The sequence below is a fragment of the Gordonia amarae NBRC 15530 genome, from assembly GCF_000241345.1.
Classification (GTDB): domain Bacteria; phylum Actinomycetota; class Actinomycetes; order Mycobacteriales; family Mycobacteriaceae; genus Gordonia; species Gordonia amarae.
The window spans coordinates 1-20,797 of sequence record NZ_BAED01000051.1; the positions used below are offsets into that span (position 1 = coordinate 1).

Below are 20,797 nucleotides of genomic sequence, written 5' to 3' on the forward strand. Positions count from 1 at the left end.
CGTCGATCTCACCCCGGCAGGGCTGGAGCGGGTGTTCTTCTGCGACTCGGGTTCGGTGTCGGTGGAGGTGGCCGCCAAGATGGCCATCCAGTACTGGCGCAGCCGCGGCCGCGGGGAGCGCACCCGACTGCTCACCTGGCGCGGCGGCTACCACGGCGACACCCTCACCCCGATGAGCGTGTGCGATCCCGACGGCGGCATGCACGCGATGTGGCGGTCGGTGCTGCCCTCGCAGATCTTCGTTCCCGAACCACCCGCGATCGGTGCCGGCGATGCCGCGCTGGAGGCATACGTTGCCCTTCTCGACGACGCGATCGGTTCGCACGCAGATGAATTGGCGGCGGTCATCGTCGAGCCCGTGGTGCAGGGCGCCGGCGGCATGCGCTTTCACGACCCGCGTCTGCTGCGCCGGCTGCGCGAGCTCTGCGACGCCCACGAGGTGCTGCTGATCTTCGACGAGATCGCCACCGGATTCGGCCGCACCGGAGAGCTTTTCGCGGCGGACCACGCCCGAGTCGCCCCCGACATCATGTGCGTCGGCAAGGCGCTCACGGGTGGCTATCTCACTCTTGCAGCGACGCTGTGCACCCCCCGGATCGCCGAGACCATCAGCGCAGGGGAGGCCGGTGGCCTCGCGCACGGCCCCACCTTCATGGCCAATCCGCTCGCCTGCGCGGTGGCCGTGGCCTCCATCGACCTGCTGCTCGACTCGCCGTGGCGCGAGAACATCGCACGCATCTCGTCCGGGCTCGCCGCCGGTCTCGAACCGCTGCGCGAGGCACCCGGCGTGCGCGACGTGCGGGTGTTCGGGGCGATCGGGGTGGTCCAGCTCAACGAACCCGTCGACATGGCCGTGACCACCCGCGCCGCCGTCGACGCCGGCGTTTGGCTGCGCCCGTTCCGCGACCTCATCTACACCATGCCGCCGTTCCTGTGCACCGACGACGACATCGCCACGATCTGCGCGGGCATCACCGCGGCGGCCACGGCGCGGCACCGGCTGGTGTCGCTGTCCCAGGGAGAGAACCGATGACCACAGCCACGCCCAGTCACCTGCACAGCGCGGGTCCGGACCTCGGCGACGCCTTGTCCTGGCTCACCGACGCCGCGGTCGCCCGCGCCGACGCCGGACTGCACAGAGACCCCTACGTCCGGGACTCGGCCGCACCGCTGATCAACCTCGCCTCCAATGACTATCTGGGCCTGAGCACCCACCCCGACGTCATCGCCGGCGCCCACGCGGCCCTCGACGAATGGGGCACCGGATCGACGTCGTCGCGGCTGGTCTGCGGGACCACCCGGCTGCACGCCGACCTCGAAGACGAACTCGCCGACTTCCTCGGCACACCCGCCGCGCTCGTCTTCTCCTCCGGCTACCTCGCCAACGTCGGCGCCATCACCGCGCTCGCCGGACGTGGCAGCCTGATCGTCAGCGACACCGGCACCCACGCCTCGCTCATCGACGGCTGCCGGCTGTCGCGGGCCCGTGTCGTGGTCGTCGAGCGCGGCGATCATGCGGCCGTGCGCGCCGCGCTCGCCGGACGTACCGAACCACGCGCGCTCGTCGTCACCGACTCGATCTACTCCGTCGACGGAGAGCCCGCACCGATCCGTGAGCTCTACGCCGCCGCCCACGACCACGGTGCCGCGCTGCTGGTCGACGAGGCGCACGCGCTCGGTGTCCGTGGACCCGGCGGCGCCGGTCTGGTGGCCGAGTGCGGACTCGCCGGTGCCCGCGATCTGGTGGTCACGGGGGTGCTGTCCAAGTCGTTCGGCTCGCAGGGCGGGCTGGTCGCCGGCAGTGCGGTGCTGCGTGACCATCTCATCGACACCGCCCGCACCTTCATCTTCGACACCGGTCTGAATCCGGCCGCGGCGGGCGCCGCGCTCGCCGCCCTGCGGGTGCTGCGGGCCGATCCCGGATACCCGGACCGGCTGCGCGCCAACGTGATCCGGCTCGCCCGGCGCTGCGGTGCCCCCACTCCGTCGGCCGCGGTGATCTCGCTGATCGTGGGCGACCCGCAACCGGCGGTCGCCGCCGCACAGGCCTGCCGCGACAGGGGAGTGCTCGTCGGCTGCTTCCGGCCGCCGTCGGTCGAGCCGGGCACCTCGCGGCTGCGGCTGACGGTGCGCGCCGACCTCGACGACGCCACCGTCGACCACGTCGGCGACGTGGTGCTGGAGTCGCTGCGCGAGGTTGGGGCACAGATCCGATGACCGGAAGGATCCTCGCGGTCACCGGTACGTCCACCGACGTCGGAAAGACCGTCGCCACAGCGGCACTGGCCGCGGTCGCACGGGGTTCGGTGGCCGTCTGCAAGCCGGTCCAGACCGGGATGCCGCCCGGTGAGCCCGGCGACCTCGCCGCCGTCGAATCCCTGGCCGGACCGGTCACCACCGCCGAATGCGCCCGCTATCCCGAGCCGCTCGCACCCGAGACCGCAGCGCGGCGGGCCGGTGCCGAGCCTGTCGCCCTGCGCACGATCGTGGACACGGTCGCCGGACTGGCCGGCGACCACGACCTCACCCTCGTCGAAGGCGCGGGCGGGGTCCTGGTGCGGTTGGCCGAGAACCTGACCCTGCTCGACGTGGCCGGCGCGGTGGCCGCGGACGTCGTCGTGGTCGTTCAGGCGGGGCTCGGCGCCCTCAACCACGCAGAACTGACCGTCGACGCGATCCGCGCCCACGGCCTGACCGTCGCAGGTCTGGTCATCGGCTCCTGGCCGGCCGAACCCGACCTGGCGATGATCTGCAACCGCGACGACCTGCCCCGGCTCACCGGCGTGCCGGTGATCGCGGTCATCCCCGCCGGCGCCGGCTCGCTCACCCCCGACGAGTTCCGTGCTGCCGCCCCCACCTGGTTCGACCCGGAATGGGCCGCCGCCCATCGCGACCTCCATCGTGATCCGGCGGTAGGGCGCGACCCCCATCTTGATCCCCGAGGCCGGCGCGACTCCCACCTTGATCCCCGAGGCCGAAGCGACGAAGGAGCGAGGGTCACGAGGGGTCCGGCGACCCGACCACCTGACCCGACCCGCGCGGCACCGACAACGACAGCACCTGCCCCCGCGCCACCGACCACAGCAACACCCACAGACCACCCCACCATGACAGGAGTTCCCTCGTGACCCAGGCACCCGTCCGACCCGACGACACCACCGACGACATCGCCGGCAGCACCCCGGCGGGCGACATCCTCGACATCGCCCGCGAGCAGGTGCTCGAGCGCGGCGATGCCCTCGACTACGACCAGGTCCTGCAGGTCCTGCGTCTGCCCGACGACCGGCTGCCCGAACTGCTGCAGGTCGCCCACGACGTGCGCATGCAGTGGTGCGGTCCCGAGGTAGAGGTCGAGGGCATCATCTCCCTCAAGACCGGCGGCTGCCCGGAGGACTGCCACTTCTGCTCGCAGTCGGGTCTGTTCGAATCGCCGGTGCGCACCGCCTGGATCGACATCCCGTCGCTGGTGGAGGCCGCCAAGCAGACCGCCAAGACCGGCGCCACCGAGTTCTGTATTGTCGCCGCCGTCCGCGGCCCGGACAAGCGTCTGCTCAGCCAGGTGGCCGCGGGCATCGAGGCCATCCGCAACGAGGTCGACATCCAGATCGCCTGCAGCCTCGGCATGCTCACCCAGGAACAGGTCGACCAGCTCGCGGCGATGGGGGTGCACCGCTACAACCACAACCTCGAAACCGCCAAGTCGCACTTCACCAACGTCGTCACCACCCACACCTGGGAGGAGCGCTGGGACACCCTGCGGATGGTGCGCGAGGCCGGTATGGAGGTGTGCTGTGGCGGCATCCTCGGCATGGGTGAAAGCCTGGAACAGCGCGCCGAGTTCGCCACGCAGCTCGCGCAGCTCGAACCCGACGAGGTGCCATTGAACTTCCTCAACCCGCGCCCCGGCACCCCGTTCGGCGACCTCGACGTGCTGCCGGCCTCGGAGGCGCTCAAGGCGGTGGCCGCGTTCCGGCTCGCCCTGCCGCGCACCATCCTGCGGTTCGCCGGCGGCCGCGAGATCACCCTCGGCGACCTCGGCGCCAAGCAGGGCATCCTCGGCGGCATCAACGCCGTCATCGTCGGCAACTACCTGACCACCCTCGGCCGTCCCGCCGAGGACGATCTCGATCTGCTCGTCGATCTGTCGATGCCGATCAAGACGCTCAACGACACCCTCTAGTGGCCGGGGTACCGGGCGGCGGGGAGGGATCACTCGCCGCGGACACTAGAGTGGCGGACATGGTCGACACGCCACGCCGCAGGCGTACGGTCCCGCGCGGGCCGTCCGCTCCCGGTGCCACGACGCCGGAACTCGACATCCCCGGACCGCTCGCCGAGCCGTGCAGGTTCGGCGTCTACACCGGTATCGAGCTGGAGCTGCAGTCTCCCGACGCGATCCCGCCGGCCGCCCGGCTCGGGCTCGAACCGCCGCGGTTCTGCGGGCAGTGCGGGCGCCGCATGGTGGTGCAGGTGCGGCCCGACGGATGGTCGGCGCGGTGCTCGCGGCACGGTGCGGTCGACTCGACGGAAATGTATCGCCGATGACGGCGGTGCCCACCGCTGCGGGTACCGACTCCCGGCCGCCGCGATCGGCGTTGTTCGCGGTGGCCTGCGGCGTCACCCTGCTGGGTGCCGTGGCGGGTGCAGTGTGGGCGATGGTCACGCCGACCGTCACCGGCCGGGTGCTGTCGGACAAATACGCCGAGATCATCGGCGGTGGTGATTCGGCCGAGTACGAGTCGATGGCCTGGCTGGCCGTGCTGCTGTTCGTGTACGGCTTTGTCGCCGCGACGGTGTCCTGGCTGGCGGCGCGCCCGTGGCGTGGGCCTGCCGGTTTCGCGACGCTCGGTGCGGCGACCGTCGCCGGGTCGGTGGTCGCGTCGGTCGTGGGCGACCGGATGACCGCCTGGCGTTTCGATGACCCGAAGTCGTTGCCGGTCGGGGCCACGTACAAGTTCGGCGCCGACCTCTACGACGACCGCTGGTGGACGCTGATCCCGTCGCCGTGGGTGCTGCTGGTGTGTGGGCCGTTCACCGCCACGCTGCTGTATCTCGTGTTCACCCTGTCCACCGCCGAGCCGGATCTGGGGGTCGGGGATCTGCCCCAAGAGCAGGCGGAGACGGTGCCGGCGGTCTGACCCTCAGCCGGTCACATCGGGGGACGCAGCGTCGCGAATTCGTCGGTCACCCGCAGTTCGGATTCGGCGAATCGGTACAACGCCGGCGGACGCCCACCGCTGCGGCCGGTCTTGCGGACCGTTCCGGTGGCCACCACCACCGCCCGGCGCGACAGCACCCGCAGCAGGTTCGTTGTGTCGACGGTGTATCCGAGTGCGGCGCAATAAATTTCGGAAAGTTCTGACATGGCGAACTGTTCCGGCGCCAGCGCGAAGGCGATATTGGTGTACGAGAGTTTGGCGGCCAGCCGGTGCCGCGCCGCGTCCACGATCTCGCCGTGATCGTAGGCGAGGGGCAGGGCGACAGGATCGAGGCCGTCGATCGGTACCCAGGCGGCGCCGTCTGGCAGCCGGGTGTCCGCATCGCTGGGCAGCAGTCCCAGATACGTCGACGCGATCGTGCGGGTGCCGGGCACCCGGTGCGGTGCGGAAAACACCGATAACTGTTCGATGTGGGCCAGTCCCGCGACGTCGAGGTCGTCGGCGATGTGCCGTTTCGCGCTCTGCGCCAGAGTTTCCTCGGTGCCGACGTCGCCACCGGGGAGTGTGCGCCAGGCGCCGGGGCTCGTTGAGCCGTCGGGAGTGCGCAGCAGGACGCAGAGGGTGGGGGTGTCGTCAGCTCCGGCGGTGCGGACCTGGAACACCGCGCTGAGCACCTCGACCCGCAACGGTTCGCCGGGAGTGGCCGGGGCGTGCTGTGCCGGATGATCGCCGGCCGGCGGGGGTGCGGGCTCATCCGGCATGGCGTCGATTCTAGGGGCAGGTGTGCTGTTCCCGGTGTGCTGCCGAGGTCGGCGGGTCGGGCGGTCAGGCGCCGATGGCCCGCGCGATCCGTGGCCAGGAGGCCTTCATGTCCGCGCTGAACAGACCCCAGGAGTGCGATCCGTGCCGCCGTGACACGAAAGTATGTCCGATGCCGAGCCGATGCAGCCGCGCCGACATCGCCGCGGTGCAGTCCCGGGTCACCGCCTCGATGATGCCACCGCCGGCCAGCCCGGCGAGCCTGTCGGTGATCCGCCCGTCGATCCGGCCTGGGACACCGGAAGCCGCCGACAGGAAGATCGTCTTGCCGCGGAGTTTGCCGGCGTTGCCGATCGGGTCGTGGGCCGCCCAGCGCGGGCCGGGTGGTCCCCATAGGTTGCCGACGTTGCCGCCCTCCCGGGTCACCATCGCCACCACCGCGGCGCCGCCCAGCGGGTTGGCGGTCCCGGGGCATCCGCTGTACGACGCGACCGCGCGGTACAGCCACGGCGCCTGGGTGGCCAGGTCGAGCGCGGGCCCGCCGGACATGGACACGCCGCTGATCGCATTGACACCGGTGCCGTTCATGGTGCGGTTGACCAGCGGTGGCAGTTCCCGGGTCAGGTATGTCTGCCACTTGTTGCGGCCCAGGACCGGGTCGTCGTGATCCCAGTCGGTGAACAGGCTGCCCCGGCCGCCGATCGGCATGACCACGTTGACTCGTTTGCCGGCGAAGAACTGCCTGATGTGGGTGTTGTCGTACCAGGAAATGCCGTCTTCGGCGCCGCCGACCCCGGGCAGCATGTAGAAGACCGGGGCGTACGGTTTGCCCGGCAGATGCAGCACCCGGTTGCGGATGACCTTCTTCATCGACGGCGAATACACCGACAACATCGATTCGCGGGGTGAGCGGTCGTCGACGGAGACGACCCGGGCGGCGTCGGCGTCGCCGGGTACCACGGCGAGTCCGGCCCCGATCGCCGCCACCATCGCGACGGCGAGCGCCGCAGATCTCGGGAACCTTCGGGGTCGGTGCGGCACGGGAGGCGTCTCGGGCGGGGTAGGAGTCGTTGATTCCATACCCTCAGTCTCGTTACTGAAGTGACGAAAGTTAGCAAAGCTATCGGTTTGTTAGGGATCTGTGATCCTGCCGAGGGGGAGTTGGTGACCGGGGTGGGAATGGTCCGGTTGTGAGCGGTGTTACGATGAGTGGAGTTTTCGACCATGAGTCGAAAACCCTCGGAGGGCCGGAACCGGTCAGCCGAGACACCCGCGAGTCGCGCCGCACCACGGCCGGCCCGCACCGCAGCCCTTGCTCGTGAGGAGTGACGATGAGCATCACCAGCGACCGCCCGGCGACCCTGCCCGGCGCAGTGATCGATGCCGGACTGTTCGATGCCCAGTGGGTCGACGGTCCCGGCGGCTACACCGGCGTGGAGCCCACCGCCGAGTGGGCGGAGGAGGTCCGCCGGCTGGCCCGCGCCCGGAACGCCACGCTGCTCGCCCACAACTACGAGCTGCCCGCCATCCAGGACGTCGCCGACCACGTCGGTGACTCGCTGGCGCTCTCGCGCATCGCGGCCGAGGTCGATTCAGACGAGATCGTGTTCTGCGGTGTGCACTTCATGGCCGAGACCGCCAAGATCCTCAGCCCCGACAAGCGGGTGCTGATCCCCGACGCCCGGGCCGGCTGCTCACTCGCCGACTCCATCACCGCCGACGAACTGCGCGAGTGGAAGGCCGAGTTCCCCGACGCCGTCGTCGTCTCGTACGTCAACACCACCGCCGCGGTGAAGGGCCTGACCGACATCTGCTGCACCTCGTCCAACGCGGTCGAGGTGGTCGCGTCGATCGACCCTGACAAGGATGTGCTGTTCCTGCCGGACCAGTTCCTCGGTGCGCACGTCAAGCGCAAGACGGGCCGCGACAATATCCACATCTGGGCGGGCGAATGCCACGTCCACGCCGGCATCAACGGTGACGAGCTCACCGCGCAGGCCGAGTCCCACCCCGACGCCGACCTGTTCATCCACCCCGAATGCGGTTGCGCCACTTCGGCCCTGTACCTGGCAGGGGAGGGTTTCGTACCCGCGGACAAGGTCAAGATCCTGTCCACCGGCGGCATGATCGACGCCGCCCGCGAGACCAAAGCCAAGCAGGTGCTGGTGGCCACCGAAATCGGCATGTTGCACCAGCTGCGCAAGGCCGCGCCGGGCATCGACTTCCAGCCGGTCAACGGCCGCGCGTCCTGCCCGTACATGAAGATGATCACCCCGGCCGCCCTGCTGCGCGCGCTGCGCGAGGGCAAAGACGAGGTGTTCGTGCCCGAGGACGTGGCCGCCAAGGCACGGCAGAGCGTCGAGCGGATGATCGCCATCGGCAACCCGGGATCCGGGGAATGACAGGCGCTTTCATCGGCCAGGTGGCGGCGTCGGAGCTCGGTGACCCGGTCACCGACGAGGTGCGGGCGTTGATCCGGACCGCCCTCGACGAGGATCTGCGGTACGGGCCCGACGTCACCTCGGTGGCGACGGTCCCGGCCGACGCCGTCACCGATGCCGCCATCGTCAGCCGTGGCGACGGTGTGATCGCCGGTGTCCCGGTGGTGCTTGCCGTCTTCGACGAGGTGATCGGGGCCGGTGAGTACACGGTGACCACGCAGGTCGCCGACGGCACCCGCGTCGGTCGTGGTGATGTGGTGCTCGCCGTGCACGCACCCACCCGGGCGCTGCTCACCGCCGAACGCACCGCACTCAACCTGATCTGCCATCTGTCGGGGATCGCCACCACCACCGCGCAGTGGGTGGCCGAGCTCGAAGGCACCTCGGCGAAGGTGCGCGATTCCCGAAAGACGTTGCCGGGTCTGCGTTCTCTGCAAAAGTACGCGGTCCGCGCCGGTGGCGGTGTCAACCATCGTCTCGGTCTCGGCGATGCGGCTCTGATCAAGGACAATCACGTCGCCGCGGCCGGTTCGGTCAGTGCAGCGCTGGAAGCCGTCCGTACCGCCGCCCCCGATATCCCGGTCGAGGTGGAAGTCGACTCGTTGGGTCAGCTCGACGAGGTGCTGGAACTGAAGCCGCAGCTGGTGCTGCTCGACAACTTCGAGCCGTGGGCCACCCAGATGGCGGTGCAGCGGCGCAACACCCGCTCCCCGGAAACGAAGCTGGAGAGTTCCGGCGGCCTCACCCTCGACGTCGCCCGCGACTACGCCCGCACCGGCGTCGACTACATCGCCGTCGGCGGCCTCACCCACTCGGTCACGGTCCTCGACCTGGGCCTAGATATCCCCACCTGACCCAGGTTCGGCTCACCCCACCACCGCGCCCGCTCCGCCGGGGAAGCCGACCACCGCGCCCGCTCCGCCGGGGAAGCCGACCACCGCTGGTTGAGGCGTGAGGAGCGCAAGCGACGAGCCTCGAAACCCCGTGAGACGACGATGTCCGTTACGGCACTCCGCCGACCGCAATCAGCGTGTCGCAGTTGACTTCCCGGATGTCCTTGTCGGACAGCGCCTGAATAAAGTTGCGACGCAACTGTTCACGCTGGTCGTCGGAGAACCCGCCGAGTGCCCCGCGCAGGCCGCTGCCGAGAATCATCGACCACGCGAACTCGTCGGTACACGGTACCGGCAACGACAACACCTGTGTCCGGACTTCGACGACGCCCAGCGATGTGAGCCAGTCGGTGATCAGCGGGACGGTCTCGACACGGTTGATCGGTCTCGGTTCATCGGATGCGGACCGCACGCCCGCTGTCGGCTGCGGTTGCCCGCTGAGTGTGGCCACCTCCTCGAAGAAGGTTGCGCTGAAATCGGCGAGCGCGCCGTCATGCCAGACCGCGACACCGATCCTGCCGCCGGGAATCTGATCGAGCAGACCGCGCACGGCGTTGTCCATATCGGGCAGGAAGAACACCCCGAACGCACATGACAATGCGTCGTACGGAGATTCGGGCGCGGGTAGCGCGGTGGCGTCGGCGCAGATCACGTCAATGTTGGTGAGGCCGTCGGCCGCGGCTTTGGTACGGGCGCGGGCAAGGAGGTCGTCGGCGATGTCGATGGCGTCGACGTGCCCGGTGGGTCCGACCGCATGGGCCGCGGGGATGGCCGATGCCCCGGTTCCCGAACACACGTCGAGCACCCGCTCGCCGGGCTGCAACCGCAGCGCGTCGATGAGTGCCCGCCCGGCCGGCCCCCACACCTGCGGTGTCACCGAATCGAAGTCGTTACTGGTGGAATTGAAGATCACCGCGAGAACGTTGTCGCCGGTCATGCGCCTACCCTAGTGAGCGTGTTCCGCGGGAGCAATGGTGTGCTTTCACCAGGTCTGACCGAGCCTCTGCACGGGTAGGCTCACGCGCATGGTCTTTGAGGGATTTCCGGAAGCCGCACTCGACTTCTACGACGATCTGGAGATCGACAACTCGAAGGTCTTCTGGGAAGCGCACAAGGACACCTACCGCGACGCGGTCGCCGCGCCGATGACCGCGTTGACCGCCGCATTGGCCGATGAGTTCGGCGAGGACAAGGTGTTCCGCCCGTACCGGGATGTCCGCTTCGCCAAGGACAAGACGCCGTACAAAACCCACCAGGGCGCGTTCATCGCGGTCGCCCCGGCCACCGGCTACTACGTCGAGATCTCAGCGCCGGGTGTCAGGGTGGCCGCCGGTTTCTACCACGCCGAAGCCGACACATTGGCCGCTGTCCGCCAGGCCGTCGACAATGACCTGTTCGGCCCGGAACTGGAGAAGACCCTTGCGACACTGGCGAAGGCAGGCTGGGAGGTCGGCGGCGACCAACTCAAAACCGCGCCCCGCGGCTGGCCCAAGGACCATCCACGTATCGGGCTACTGCGCCACAAATCCATCACCGTGACCAAGGATTACGGCTTCGACCCGATCATCCACACCGCTGCCCTGGTCGACCGGGTGCGCAAGGACTGGCGCCAAACCCGCCCCCTCGTCGACTGGATCCTCACCCACGCCGCCTGACTTCGTCAACGTGCTCGTGAATGCGTTGCCGAACAGCACTCAGTGCCGACGTGATCGCGCGAGTCACACCCGGCCGACGGGAAAAGTCTCGGTGCGGGCGATCGCTCGGTCTCGGTCGGCGGCCATGACGGTTCGTCGGGGGTCGGCGAGATACCCGTCCAATCCTGCTTGCGCCGTGAAACGGATCAATTGGATTTCGTCCGGCCGTCCGTCGATCCCGTCGGCGGCGACCCGGTTCAGTAGCGTTCCGCCATGATCGGGTAGCAGTGCGAGCACGGTGTTCTCGTATTCGGCCAGCGCCCGGACCTGTCCCGTGTGGGCCCACAGTTGGCAGCACAGCGTGATCGTGGTGTCCGATGAAGGCGGTGCCGTCTCGACCGCCGGCGCGGAGCCGAGGTGTTCGGACCGACGACGTACATCTGCCGGCACCTCGCCCCGCGAATAGTCGTCCCCGATGGGTGGTCCGGCCACTCGCCGAATCGGAATATGCCCGCCCCAGGCCACAGCCTCGACGTCGGCCGGATCATCGACCGGTCCCTCCGCTCGCTGCTTCATCGACGCCTCGGCGAGCGGGACGGCCAGAACAGCCGTTGCCGCAAGCTCTTTGCGTGTTGACGGACGCAGGGTTCGCCAGCGCCCGGGAATCATGTGGTCGATGGTCAATTCAAGAGCACGCAGGAGTTCGGCCTCGTCGTCGACTATGCGCGCCCGGCCGATGACCACCGCGCTCCTGTAGTTCATCGAATGGTGAAAAGCGCTGCGTGCGGCCACAAATCCATCGAGCTCGGTGACCGTGAGACACACGTCGTGACCGACGGACTTCCGCAGCCAGTCCGCGGCCACCGATCCGTGCAGATACAGCGTGCCGCCCGCGTCGGGCCCGTCCGGATCCACCGCGAATGCCGTCGGCAGCACCCGCGGATACCCATCGACCACGACACCGACATGCGCCACCAACGCCTCCGCCAGAAACGTATGCAGTAGTTCGCGATCGGCCACCGACCGGGTCTTGCCCCGGCGAATCGTCGTACGTGCAGTGGGAGACAGGGGAGCACTCATCCGCCCATCGTCCCCGTACCGTCCCACAACCGCACCCGAATATCCCCACCCCCGCTGGATAGGGTAGCGGCTACGCGGGAGCGTCAGGTCGGGGTGGCGGGGATGTGAGTTGGTTGCGACGGCGGGTCAGGTGGGTGACTTCTGCGGTGTTGCCGGCCAGATCGATTGCGGTGTTGTACGCGTCGCGGGCCTCCGTTGTGCGTCCGAGACGGCGCAACAGGTCGGCGCGGGTGGCATGAAAGGCGTGATAGCCGTTCAGGTCGAGGCGGTCGACGATGCCCAGGGCAACTTCGGGGCCGTCGAGTTCGGCAACCGCGACAGCCCGATTCAGTTCGACGATCGGCGATGGATCGACCCGCACCAGGAGGTCGTACAGTGCGACGACCTGTGCCCAATCGGTGTCCCGCACGTCCGGGGCGGAGGTGTGGACGGCGTTGATAGCCGCCAGGATCTGGTACCGGCCTGGCGGGAAGCCGGCGGCGAGCAGTTCCCGGACCAGGGCGTGGCCCTCGTCGATCATGCGTCGATCCCATCGGCCACGATCCTGATCGGCCAGCGGCACCAGCTCGCCGTCTGCCGACACCCGAGTCGATCGCCGGGCGTCGATCAGCAGCATCAGCGCCAGCAAACCCGCGACCTCTCCATCGTCGGGGAGCAGTTCGTGGACGAGACGGATCAGCCGCACGGCCTCGGTGGTGAGATCGCGCCGGATCGGATCGGTGTCCGGGCCGGTCGCGAGGTAGCCCTCGTTGAAGATCAGGTAGAGCACCGCGAGTACGCCGTCGACCCGGACCGGGAGGTCGGCCGCCGTCGGTACCCGGTAGGGGATGCGGGCGGCCGCGATCTTGGTTTTGGCGCGGGTGATGCGCCGGGCCGTCGCCGACTCGGACACCAGCAGCGCCCTGCTGATCTCCCGTACGGTGAGCCCGCCGATCATGCGCAACGTCAAAGCGACCCGGGCGTCGACGCTCAACGCCGGATGCGCGCAGGTGAACAGGAGCCGCAACCGGTCATCGTCGATGACATCCGGTGGGTCGGCGGAGTTGTCGTGAATCATGAACGCCTGCTGATGCTTGTCGTCGCGCTTGTTCTCGCGACGAATCCGGTCGATCGCCTTGCGGTGTGCGGTTGTGGTCAGCCAGGCACCCGGATTCGGTGGTATCCCGTCACTCGGCCACCGCGCAACGGCCATGGCGAACGCTTCGGCCGCCGCATCCTCGGCGATGTCGAGATCGCCGAACCGTCCGGTCAGCGCGGCGACGACCCGGGCCCATTCATCGTGATGGGCCCGGGTGATAGCCGCATCGGTGTCGGTCACAGACCGTCGAAGGGCCGGATTTCGATCTTGCGCGCACATGCCGCCGACGCTTCCGCTGCCAGCCTGAGCGCCACATCCAGGTCGGGCACCTCCCACACCCAGAATCCGCCGAGATACTCCTTCGTCTCGACGAACGGCCCGTCACTCACGATCGGCTGCCCACCCCGATTATCGACCACCGTCGCCGTCTCGGTGCCGCACAGCCCACCCGCGAACACCCAATACCCGTCCGCCTGGAGGCGCTTGTTGAACGCGGTGACCTCCGGCATCCGGTCCGTCCGGCCGGGATTCTCCTTGTCGTCGATCACCGAAACCAGATACTGCATGGCATTCCTCCTCGTCGTCGTTGGCTCTCGCCGAGGCCACCGTCGGTGCCCTCACCACCTCAACGAACGAGCAACCCCCGATCGGACACCCATGAGAGATCAGGGACTGCTGCACGGGTAGGTGACACCTGATCTGGCTTGCCTTCGGGCGGCACGATGCTGCCACCGACGGATATGCGGAAACTTCTGGATCTGTCCACGTTTCTGGAGCGGTGTACCGAGCCTCCGGAGATACGTCTCCGGCAACACTTGGGCGACGGTATAGGTGCCGCCCGTCAGCAGCGTGCCGAGCCCGTCTGCAAAGCTCGGCGGTAGGCCACTTGGTTGCCGTTCACCTTGATGGTGCATGTTGCATAGAGCTGCGGAGACTGGATGCGGGCAGCGATGTTTTGACGCTTGCTGATGCGGAACTGCATTGAATAGCCATACTGTTCGCGGGAGAAGCCGACGGGTAGCGGCCTGAACCGCATCTGCTTGGTGATCTGCTTACCGTCCTTGCCGATGTATGTGATCTGGTTGCTGACGCTGTCCGATGTCCACTGGTAGCGGACCGTGGCACCCGCCCCGGCGGTCCGGGCATCGGCAACGCCTGGAGTGGTTACAAGGGCACCGACCAGGCCGGTTCCGACGACGAGTGCACGCATAACCTTATTCACGAGGGCCTCCGCTATGTGGTTCCGCCTTAGGCGGCTCGCCCAATCGTCTCCCGATCGCGGCGAGATTCGGCAGTGAATCGAGGCGATTGGCTTGTTCGGGCGACAGTGGGGTCATCAGCGCCGAATGGCTTAGGCACCGGTCCCTCGGCGTCATCGACGCGGTGGACGTGGTGTCAGCGATATCACGATGACACTTCAGCAACGAGCGGTCGCAGAACTGTAGCAAGATCAGTCATCGCGTAACGGGCGACAAGTAGATCGAGGATCTGCTCGGGTGATTGCGGTGGATTGCTCCGTCGGGACGATATGGCTACGAGCGCCCGAACGCAGCCTTGGGGATCGGCACGGAAATGGTTCGGCCTCAACGATTCTATGTCTGCAGCGATCAATGCGGGAGCTGAGGTGAATCCGGCGCGGGAGTCGTCGGTGACGATAGCGTCAGCCTCGCCCACCAGCGCAGCATGAGCCACGTGACCATCCTCAGCATCGCGGAGCCTGTAGTCATAGACTCGATCCTTCGGCGCATCGACTTCTGCGCCGGGAAACGCACGCCTCATCTGGGTGAACAGGTGAGACCGACGTTCTGTGTTATCGCTGATGCCTTGGCGCTCGAGGTACTTTGCGAGCGTGTAGTCGAGTTCGGTGAGGATCCCTGTGCCCCACAACGGAGCGTATGCTCCTTCGCTTGCGATCTGGAGCAGGAAGTCGCGCTGGAGGCTCGGCACAAGGGTGCATGCGTCAAGAACGGCGCGCAGCACGGGATGGCTCTCCTGAGCGTTGGTGGTGGGTCATGCCTTGCGGCGCGCCTCGGCCAGCAGGTCAGCGACCTCGTTCTCCTCGATATCCCCGAACTGGGCCGAACTCTCAGCAATGAAGTTGTTGCGGCGCTGGTGTAGTTCGTCTCGGTAGGCGAGAACGTCGGCGACATGAAGTCTGCGCCGAACCGCGCCTGGAACGTGCGCGGGCAGTTCCCCTTCTTCAATGAGCCGCACGACGGTCGGTCGGCTCAACCCGAGGAGATCGGCCGCCTGTTGCGTTGAGATCACTTCATCGCCGGCGAGGAGGCTGATCGACTGTCCACTGCTCAGTGCCTGTGTTATGCGCTTGAGGATCTCGTGAAGTTGCCCGGTCAGTTCAACCCGGTCGCGCGTGTTCGCGCCGGTGAGGAACAGTGCCGATTCGGGAGCTCCGTGGTGCCCCTCGTGTTCCTCGATGAACCGGAGCACTTTGGCGAGTTCATCGGCATCGCGTGGCTGTGGGTTGACTGTTGTTCCGGTGGTTGTGGTGCCCATGCTTCACCTCCGAGAATCATTACAGAGCGATGCCGCAACTCTACCCAAGTTCCGAAAGTTACGAAAGGCTGCTCGTGGCTCCTACTCACGCAGCACCCCTACTTTCAGCAAGTACCCCTCACCGGCAACTGTTCCCGCTTGCTGGTTTCCCTGAGCGCTAAACGGATCCGATTGGGGCGCAAGGAAATCATTGCGCGGGAACGTCAGGTGAGGGTGGTGTGGATGAGGGTGAGGTTGGCTTGCATGGCTTCGCGCCAGGTGTTGAGGCGGTGGGCTATGACGCGGGTTTCTTTGTCGGGTTGGGTGGCGATGAACTCGGAGAGGCGGGAGGGGCCGGGGCCCAGGCGGGCCCACTGGCGGACGATGGTGCCCTTACTCGACGGTTCGACCTCGAAGGCCCACGTTGCCCAGGGGTCGCCGCCGGCGGGGCCGACCTGCCACACCCAGCGGCGGCCGGGATCGACCTCGGTGATCTCGCATTCCCCGATCCAGGTGCCCATGTCCTCCGAGCTGTTGGTGCCGCGGAAGCGGGCGCCGACTGCCACGCCCGGGTCGCCGACCCATTCGGTGGACTCCAGTTCACCGGCAGCACGGGTGGGGAGGTTGATGTCGGTCACCAGGTCCCACACCTGGTCGCCGGTGGCGCCTTCGATGAGCGTGGATACCTCGACGGTCGGTGCGTCCCGATACAGCACTCTGTCCTCCTCATATGCGTGCCTGCGCCACGATCGTGACACCGACACCGTAGCCAACACGGCGTTGTCCTCTGTGATGTCGGTCATCGGCGGACTACGGTGCGGGCATGGCGAAGAAGAAGTGGAAGGACCTGTCCAATCAGCAGAAAGGGGTCGTCGTCGCGACGACGGCCGTCGACATGGGGCTGCGCACCTGGGCTGGGCGCGACCTGGCGAGCCGCACGCAGGAGGAGATCAACGGCCCGAAATGGGCGTGGGGGCTGGGTCTGGGCGTGGTCAACTCGGTCGGAATCCTGCCGGCCGTGTATCTGATCTGGGGACGTAAGCGCACGTCGTCCTAAACCCCACCAATAGCCTCCGGCATCACAACTATTGCGATGCCGGAGGCTATTGGTGGGGTTTAGGACAGGGCAGTGGTGGGCGCATTCGAAAACCGGTAGCCACACCACATATCCTGGGAAAGTCAACCCCTTCCAGCCAGGAGAGATCATGCTCGCCCGAACCGATCTGCGTGGTAGCACCCCGACGCTCGCCGAATTGCGTCGTGCCCTGCCGCGCGGTGGCACCGATGTCAATGCCGTCCTCGACACGGTGACGCCGGTGGTCCATGAGATCGCCGACCGCGGCGTGCAGGCGGCACTGGAGTACGGGGAGAAGTTCGACGGCATCACACCCGGCTCCGTGCGGGTGCCGGCCGATGTCATCGCGAAAGCCGCCGCCGAGCTGGATGCCGAAATAGCCGATGCGCTGCGCGAATCGATCGAACGGGCCCGCAAGGTGCACGCCGACCAGCGCCGGGCCACCACCCGGACCGATGTCGTCGACGGCGGCACCGTCAGCGAGAAGTGGATCCCGGTGCGCCGCGTCGGCCTGTACGTGCCCGGCGGCAACGCCGTGTACCCGTCGAGTGTCATCATGAACGTCGTCCCCGCCCAAGAGGCCGGTGTCGGGTCGCTGGTGGTGGCCTCGCCGCCGCAGAAGGATTTCGGTGGCTGGCCGCACCCGACGATCCTCGCCGCCTGTTCGCTGCTCGGCGTCGATGAGGTGTGGGCGGTCGGCGGCGCGCAGGGCGTCGCGCTGCTCACCTACGGTGGCGTCGACACCACCGGTGAGGTGCTCGACCCGGTCGACCTCATCACCGGCCCCGGCAACATCTATGTCACCGCCGCCAAGCGGCTGTGCCGCGGTGTGGTCGGCATCGACTCCGAAGCCGGGCCCACCGAGATCGCGATCCTCGCCGACAGCTCCGCCGACGCCGGCATCGTCGCCTCCGACATGATCTCCCAGGCCGAACACGACGTCCTTGCCGCGTCGGTGCTGGTCACCGACAGCGTCGAACTCGCCGACGCCGTCGACGCAGCCCTCGATAGCCAGGTGGCCGCCACCAAACACCGCGAGCGGGTCACCACCGCGCTGAGCGGCAAGCAGTCCGGCATCGTCCTCGTCGACGACCTCGACGCCGGTATCGCCGTCGTCGACGCGTACGCCGCCGAACACCTGGAGATCCAGACCCGCGACGCCGCCGCCGTCGCCGACCGCATCACCAACGCGGGCGCGATCTTCGTCGGCCCGTACGCCCCGGTCAGCCTCGGCGACTACTGCGCCGGCTCCAACCACGTCCTCCCGACGTCGGGCTCGGCACGGTTCGCCTCGGGCCTGTCGGTGCAGACCTTCCTCAAAGGTGTGCACGTCATCGACTACGACGAGGCCGCACTGCGTGAGGTGGCCGCCAAGGTCGTCACCCTCGCCGATGCCGAGGATCTGCCCGGGCACGGCGACGCCGTCAAACAGCGCTTCGCAGGGAAGGCATGAGCGTGAGCGCACCTACCATTCCCGGATCTCAGATCACCGTCGAAGACCTGCCGATCCGTGACAATCTACGCGGCAAGAGTGCCTATGGCGCACCGCAATTGAAGGTTCCGGTGGTGCTCAACACCAACGAGAACCCGCACCCGCCGTCGCAGGCGCTCATCGACGACGTCGCCGAATCGGTGCGGGAGGCCGCCGCCGAACTGCACCGGTACCCCGATCGGGACGCCGTCGCCCTGCGCACCGACCTCGCCGAATACCTGTCGAAAGCGACCGGCATCCACCTCACCCACGACAACCTGTGGGCGGCGAACGGGTCCAACGAGATCCTGCAACAACTGCTGCAGGCCTTCGCCGGGCCGGGCCGCACCGCGATGGGTTTCGTGCCGTCGTATTCGATGCACCCGATCATCTCCGACGGCACCGACACCACCTGGCTGCCCGCCAAACGTGCGAACGACTTCGGTCTCGACATCGACTACGCGCTCGTCGAGATCGAAACCCAGAAGCCCGACGTCGTGTTCGTCACCTCACCCAACAACCCGACCGGCGGGTCGACCACCATCGAGGACCTGCGCCGCATCGTCGAGACCGCGCCCGGCATCGTGATCGTCGACGAGGCGTACGCCGAGTTCTCCGCTCAGCCCAGCGCCGTCACCCTCATCGACGAGTTCCCGGCCAAGGTGGTGGTGAGCCGCACCATGAGCAAGGCGTTCGCCTTCGCCGGCGGGCGCCTAGGCTACCTGGCGGCGTCGCCGGCGATCATCGAGGCGATCCTGCTGGTGCGGCTGCCGTACCACCTGTCGGTGGTCACCCAGGCCGCCGCCCGCGCGGCGCTGCGCCACGCCGACGACACCCTCGCCGGAGTTGCCGCGATCATCGCCGAACGCACCCGCGTCGTCGCAGGTCTGAAAGCTCTCGGCTACGACGTGATCGACTCCGACGCCAATTTCGTCCTGTTCGGGCGGTTTGCGGACGCACCGGCAAGCTGGCAGCGTTACCTCGATCGTGGCGTCCTGATCCGCGACGTCGGCATCCCCGGCCGGCTGCGTGTGACGATCGGGCTGGCCGGGGAGAACGACGCCTTCCTCGACGTGAGCCGCGAACTGGCAGCAACAGATCTGGAGAACGGTCAGTGACCACCCCACAAGCCACCACAGCCGAGGCCCGAGCTCCGCGTATCGCACGCGTCGAACGCACCACCCGGGAATCGTCGATCACGGTCGAGCTGAACCTCGACGGCACCGGTGCAACCGACATCTCCACCGGCATCGCCTTCTTCGACCACATGCTCACCGCGTTCGGCCAGCACGGCAGCTTCGACCTGACCGTCAAGGCCGAGGGCGACATCGAGGTCGAGGGTCACCACACCATCGAGGACACCTCGATCGTGCTCGGCCAGGCTCTCGGGCAGGCGCTCGGCGACAAGAAGGGCATCCGGCGTTTCGGCGACTGCTGGATCCCGATGGACGAGAGCCTCGCCCACGCCGCCGTCGACGTCTCCGGCCGCCCGTACTGCGTCCACACCGGCGAACCCGACCACATGCTCGGCGCCGTCATCGGCGGCTACCCGGGTGTCCCGTATTCGACGGTCATCAACCGGCACGTCTTCGAGGCACTCGCCATGAACGCGCGGATCGCGCTGCACGTGCGGGTGCTGTACGGCCGCGACCAGCATCACATCACCGAAGCCGAGTTCAAGGCGGTGGCGCGCGCACTGCGGGCGGCCACCGAATACGACGTCCGCGTGACGGGTATCCCGTCCACGAAGGGAGCTCTGTGACAGCGTCCGTCGCGATCCTCGACTACGGTTCGGGCAACCTGCGTTCGGCGCAGCGCGCGCTGGAACGCACCGGTGCCGACGTCACCGTCACCTCCGACCTGCAGGAGGCGCTGAATGCCGACGGCCTCGTGGTACCTGGAGTGGGTGCGTACGAGGCGTGTATGAAGGGCCTGCGCGAGGTGCGCGGGGAGCGGATCATCGGCCGCCGCCTCGCCGGTGGACGTCCGGTCCTCGGCATCTGCGTCGGCATGCAGATCCTGTTCGAGCGGGGCGTCGAGTTCGGGGTGGAGACGCAGGGCTGCGCCGAATGGCCCGGCGCTGTCACCCAGCTCCCGGCCAAGGTGCTGCCGCACATGGGCTGGAACACCGTCCAGGCCCCCGAGGATTCGGTGCTGTTCGCCGGCCTCGACGCCGACACCCGCTTCTACTTCGTGCACTCCTACGCCGCACAGACCTGGGAGATGGACAACGACGGCACCGCCCTCGCCGCACCCAAGCTGACCTGGGCCGACCACGGCGGGCCATTCCTGGCGGCCGTCGAGAACGGACCGCTGTCGGCGACCCAGTTCCATCCGGAGAAGTCGGGTGACGCGGGCGCGCACCTGCTGCTCAACTGGGTGAAGGGCCTGCGATGACCGCGCCGGGTAAGCAGCAGGGCGGCGGTGACGTCCCCGGATTCTCGTTCGCCAAACTCGCCCTCTTCTCGCTCGGCTCCGGGGTCGCGGTCCTGCTGGTCGCGATCCCGATCATCATGGTGCTGACCAAGGTGTCATCGGTGGCCGCGCTCATCGTCGGCCTGCTCGCCCTGGTGCTGATGGTCGCGGTGATCGGCCTCGTGTCCCACCGGATGATCTCCGCGGTCGAACGTCAGGTCCGCGGTGACTCCGGGGACGACACCTAGCCACTTCGTTCCCTCCCGACAGATTTTGCTCTCACCCTTCACAGAACAGGA

The 20,797-nt window shown here is 67.9% G+C and carries 25 protein-coding genes; 15 read left to right on the plus strand and 10 right to left on the minus strand.

All coding sequences use genetic code 11. From position 1 onward, the window contains the following. The 6 genes from bioA to GOAMR_RS14515 all read left to right on the plus strand — a co-directional run. A partial coding sequence (gene bioA / locus GOAMR_RS14490) for an adenosylmethionine--8-amino-7-oxononanoate transaminase (protein ID WP_005189185.1) occupies positions 1-1,033 on the plus strand: 1,033 nt, incomplete at its 5' end. After that, positions 1,030-2,217 (plus strand): 8-amino-7-oxononanoate synthase, encoded by a 1,188-nt coding sequence (locus GOAMR_RS14495; protein WP_005189197.1) that lies wholly within the window; start codon positions 1,030-1,032, stop codon positions 2,215-2,217. The genes bioA and GOAMR_RS14495, both read left to right, overlap by 4 nt. Continuing rightward, positions 2,214-3,128, plus strand: coding sequence for a dethiobiotin synthase (gene bioD / locus GOAMR_RS14500; RefSeq protein ID WP_005189200.1), 915 nt, complete (start codon positions 2,214-2,216; stop codon positions 3,126-3,128). The genes GOAMR_RS14495 and bioD overlap by 4 nt, the downstream gene beginning before the upstream one ends. Positions 3,129-3,166: 38 nt before the next feature. Then, positions 3,167-4,180 (plus strand): biotin synthase BioB, encoded by a 1,014-nt coding sequence (gene bioB, locus GOAMR_RS14505; protein WP_040515402.1) that lies wholly within the window; start codon positions 3,167-3,169, stop codon positions 4,178-4,180. 59 nt (positions 4,181-4,239) lie between these two features. Next, on the plus strand, positions 4,240-4,545 hold the full coding sequence (bsaP, locus tag GOAMR_RS14510; protein WP_244427420.1) for a biotin synthase auxiliary protein BsaP: 306 nt from the start codon (positions 4,240-4,242) through the stop codon (positions 4,543-4,545). Next, complete coding sequence (locus tag GOAMR_RS14515; protein WP_005189212.1) at positions 4,542-5,138, plus strand: DUF2567 domain-containing protein; 597 nt, start codon at positions 4,542-4,544, stop codon at positions 5,136-5,138. Before bsaP ends, GOAMR_RS14515 begins: the two co-directional genes overlap by 4 nt. Positions 5,139-5,149: 11 nt before the next feature. On the opposite strand, the gene GOAMR_RS14520 is transcribed toward GOAMR_RS14515, so the two are convergent. Beyond that, positions 5,150-5,920: an NUDIX hydrolase gene (locus GOAMR_RS14520; RefSeq protein ID WP_005189214.1), complete on the minus strand. Its 771-nt coding sequence runs from the start codon at positions 5,918-5,920 to the stop codon at positions 5,150-5,152. Between the two features lie 64 nt (positions 5,921-5,984). Next, positions 5,985-6,908, minus strand: coding sequence for an alpha/beta hydrolase (locus tag GOAMR_RS14525; protein ID WP_005189216.1), 924 nt, complete (start codon positions 6,906-6,908; stop codon positions 5,985-5,987). Positions 6,909-7,249: 341 nt separating this feature from the next. Between GOAMR_RS14525 and nadA the strand changes: the two genes are divergently transcribed. After that, positions 7,250-8,320, plus strand: a complete 1,071-nt coding sequence (nadA, locus tag GOAMR_RS14530; RefSeq protein WP_005189219.1) for a quinolinate synthase NadA — start codon at positions 7,250-7,252, stop codon at positions 8,318-8,320. Next, positions 8,317-9,213: a carboxylating nicotinate-nucleotide diphosphorylase gene (gene nadC, locus GOAMR_RS14535; RefSeq protein WP_040515394.1), complete on the plus strand. Its 897-nt coding sequence runs from the start codon at positions 8,317-8,319 to the stop codon at positions 9,211-9,213. The genes nadA and nadC overlap by 4 nt, the downstream gene beginning before the upstream one ends. Before the next feature lie 148 nt (positions 9,214-9,361). Here nadC and GOAMR_RS14540 read toward each other — a convergent pair whose 3' ends face one another. Further along, positions 9,362-10,189 (minus strand): class I SAM-dependent methyltransferase, encoded by an 828-nt coding sequence (locus GOAMR_RS14540; RefSeq protein ID WP_005189224.1) that lies wholly within the window; start codon positions 10,187-10,189, stop codon positions 9,362-9,364. An 88-nt stretch (positions 10,190-10,277) separates the two neighbouring features. Between GOAMR_RS14540 and GOAMR_RS14545 the strand changes: the two genes are divergently transcribed. Continuing rightward, positions 10,278-10,907, plus strand: coding sequence for a DUF2461 domain-containing protein (locus GOAMR_RS14545; protein WP_005189227.1), 630 nt, complete (start codon positions 10,278-10,280; stop codon positions 10,905-10,907). A gap of 63 nt (positions 10,908-10,970) precedes the next feature. On the opposite strand, the gene GOAMR_RS25620 is transcribed toward GOAMR_RS14545, so the two are convergent. The 7 genes from GOAMR_RS25620 to GOAMR_RS14580 all read right to left on the minus strand — a co-directional run bounded on the left by GOAMR_RS25620 (position 10,971) and on the right by GOAMR_RS14580 (position 16,340). After that, positions 10,971-11,966, minus strand: a complete 996-nt coding sequence (locus tag GOAMR_RS25620) for a pyridoxamine 5'-phosphate oxidase family protein (protein ID WP_005189231.1) — start codon at positions 11,964-11,966, stop codon at positions 10,971-10,973. 70 nt (positions 11,967-12,036) lie between these two features. Then, the gene (locus GOAMR_RS14555) at positions 12,037-13,284 is read right to left on the minus strand and encodes an RNA polymerase sigma factor (RefSeq protein WP_005189232.1); all 1,248 of its coding nucleotides are present in this window, start codon (positions 13,282-13,284) and stop codon (positions 12,037-12,039) included. Beyond that, on the minus strand, positions 13,281-13,610 hold the full coding sequence (locus GOAMR_RS14560) for a YciI family protein (RefSeq protein ID WP_005189233.1): 330 nt from the start codon (positions 13,608-13,610) through the stop codon (positions 13,281-13,283). Before GOAMR_RS14560 ends, GOAMR_RS14555 begins: the two co-directional genes overlap by 4 nt. Positions 13,611-13,885: 275 nt before the next feature. Further along, complete coding sequence (locus GOAMR_RS14565) at positions 13,886-14,266, minus strand: hypothetical protein (protein WP_005189234.1); 381 nt, start codon at positions 14,264-14,266, stop codon at positions 13,886-13,888. Between the two features lie 182 nt (positions 14,267-14,448). Further along, positions 14,449-15,024 (minus strand): PIN domain-containing protein, encoded by a 576-nt coding sequence (locus tag GOAMR_RS14570; RefSeq protein WP_005189236.1) that lies wholly within the window; start codon positions 15,022-15,024, stop codon positions 14,449-14,451. Between the two features lie 30 nt (positions 15,025-15,054). After that, positions 15,055-15,558, minus strand: a complete 504-nt coding sequence (locus GOAMR_RS14575) for an excisionase family DNA-binding protein (RefSeq protein ID WP_005189238.1) — start codon at positions 15,556-15,558, stop codon at positions 15,055-15,057. A 203-nt stretch (positions 15,559-15,761) separates the two neighbouring features. Further along, entirely contained in the window at positions 15,762-16,340 is a 579-nt protein-coding gene (locus GOAMR_RS14580) for an SRPBCC family protein (protein WP_005189240.1), read from the minus strand. Between the two features lie 20 nt (positions 16,341-16,360). Here GOAMR_RS14580 and GOAMR_RS14585 point away from each other — a divergent pair, with 20 nt between their 5' ends. The 6 genes from GOAMR_RS14585 (at position 16,361) to GOAMR_RS14610 (ending at position 20,746) form a co-directional block, all read left to right on the plus strand. After that, entirely contained in the window at positions 16,361-16,594 is a 234-nt protein-coding gene (locus GOAMR_RS14585; protein ID WP_005189242.1) for a DUF5652 family protein, read from the plus strand. A 148-nt stretch (positions 16,595-16,742) separates the two neighbouring features. Continuing rightward, on the plus strand, positions 16,743-18,065 hold the full coding sequence (gene hisD, locus GOAMR_RS14590) for a histidinol dehydrogenase (protein WP_005189244.1): 1,323 nt from the start codon (positions 16,743-16,745) through the stop codon (positions 18,063-18,065). Beyond that, positions 18,062-19,201 (plus strand): histidinol-phosphate transaminase, encoded by a 1,140-nt coding sequence (locus tag GOAMR_RS14595; RefSeq protein ID WP_005189246.1) that lies wholly within the window; start codon positions 18,062-18,064, stop codon positions 19,199-19,201. Before hisD ends, GOAMR_RS14595 begins: the two co-directional genes overlap by 4 nt. After that, positions 19,198-19,845 carry an imidazoleglycerol-phosphate dehydratase HisB gene (gene hisB / locus GOAMR_RS14600; protein WP_005189248.1) on the plus strand — a complete coding sequence of 216 codons (648 nt, stop codon included), beginning with the start codon at positions 19,198-19,200 and terminating at the stop codon, positions 19,843-19,845. The genes GOAMR_RS14595 and hisB overlap by 4 nt, the downstream gene beginning before the upstream one ends. Then, on the plus strand, positions 19,842-20,480 hold the full coding sequence (gene hisH, locus GOAMR_RS14605; RefSeq protein ID WP_005189250.1) for an imidazole glycerol phosphate synthase subunit HisH: 639 nt from the start codon (positions 19,842-19,844) through the stop codon (positions 20,478-20,480). The genes hisB and hisH overlap by 4 nt, the downstream gene beginning before the upstream one ends. After that, positions 20,477-20,746: a hypothetical protein gene (locus tag GOAMR_RS14610; RefSeq protein ID WP_005189253.1), complete on the plus strand. Its 270-nt coding sequence runs from the start codon at positions 20,477-20,479 to the stop codon at positions 20,744-20,746. Before hisH ends, GOAMR_RS14610 begins: the two co-directional genes overlap by 4 nt. The last annotated feature ends 51 nt before the right edge of the window (positions 20,747-20,797 follow it).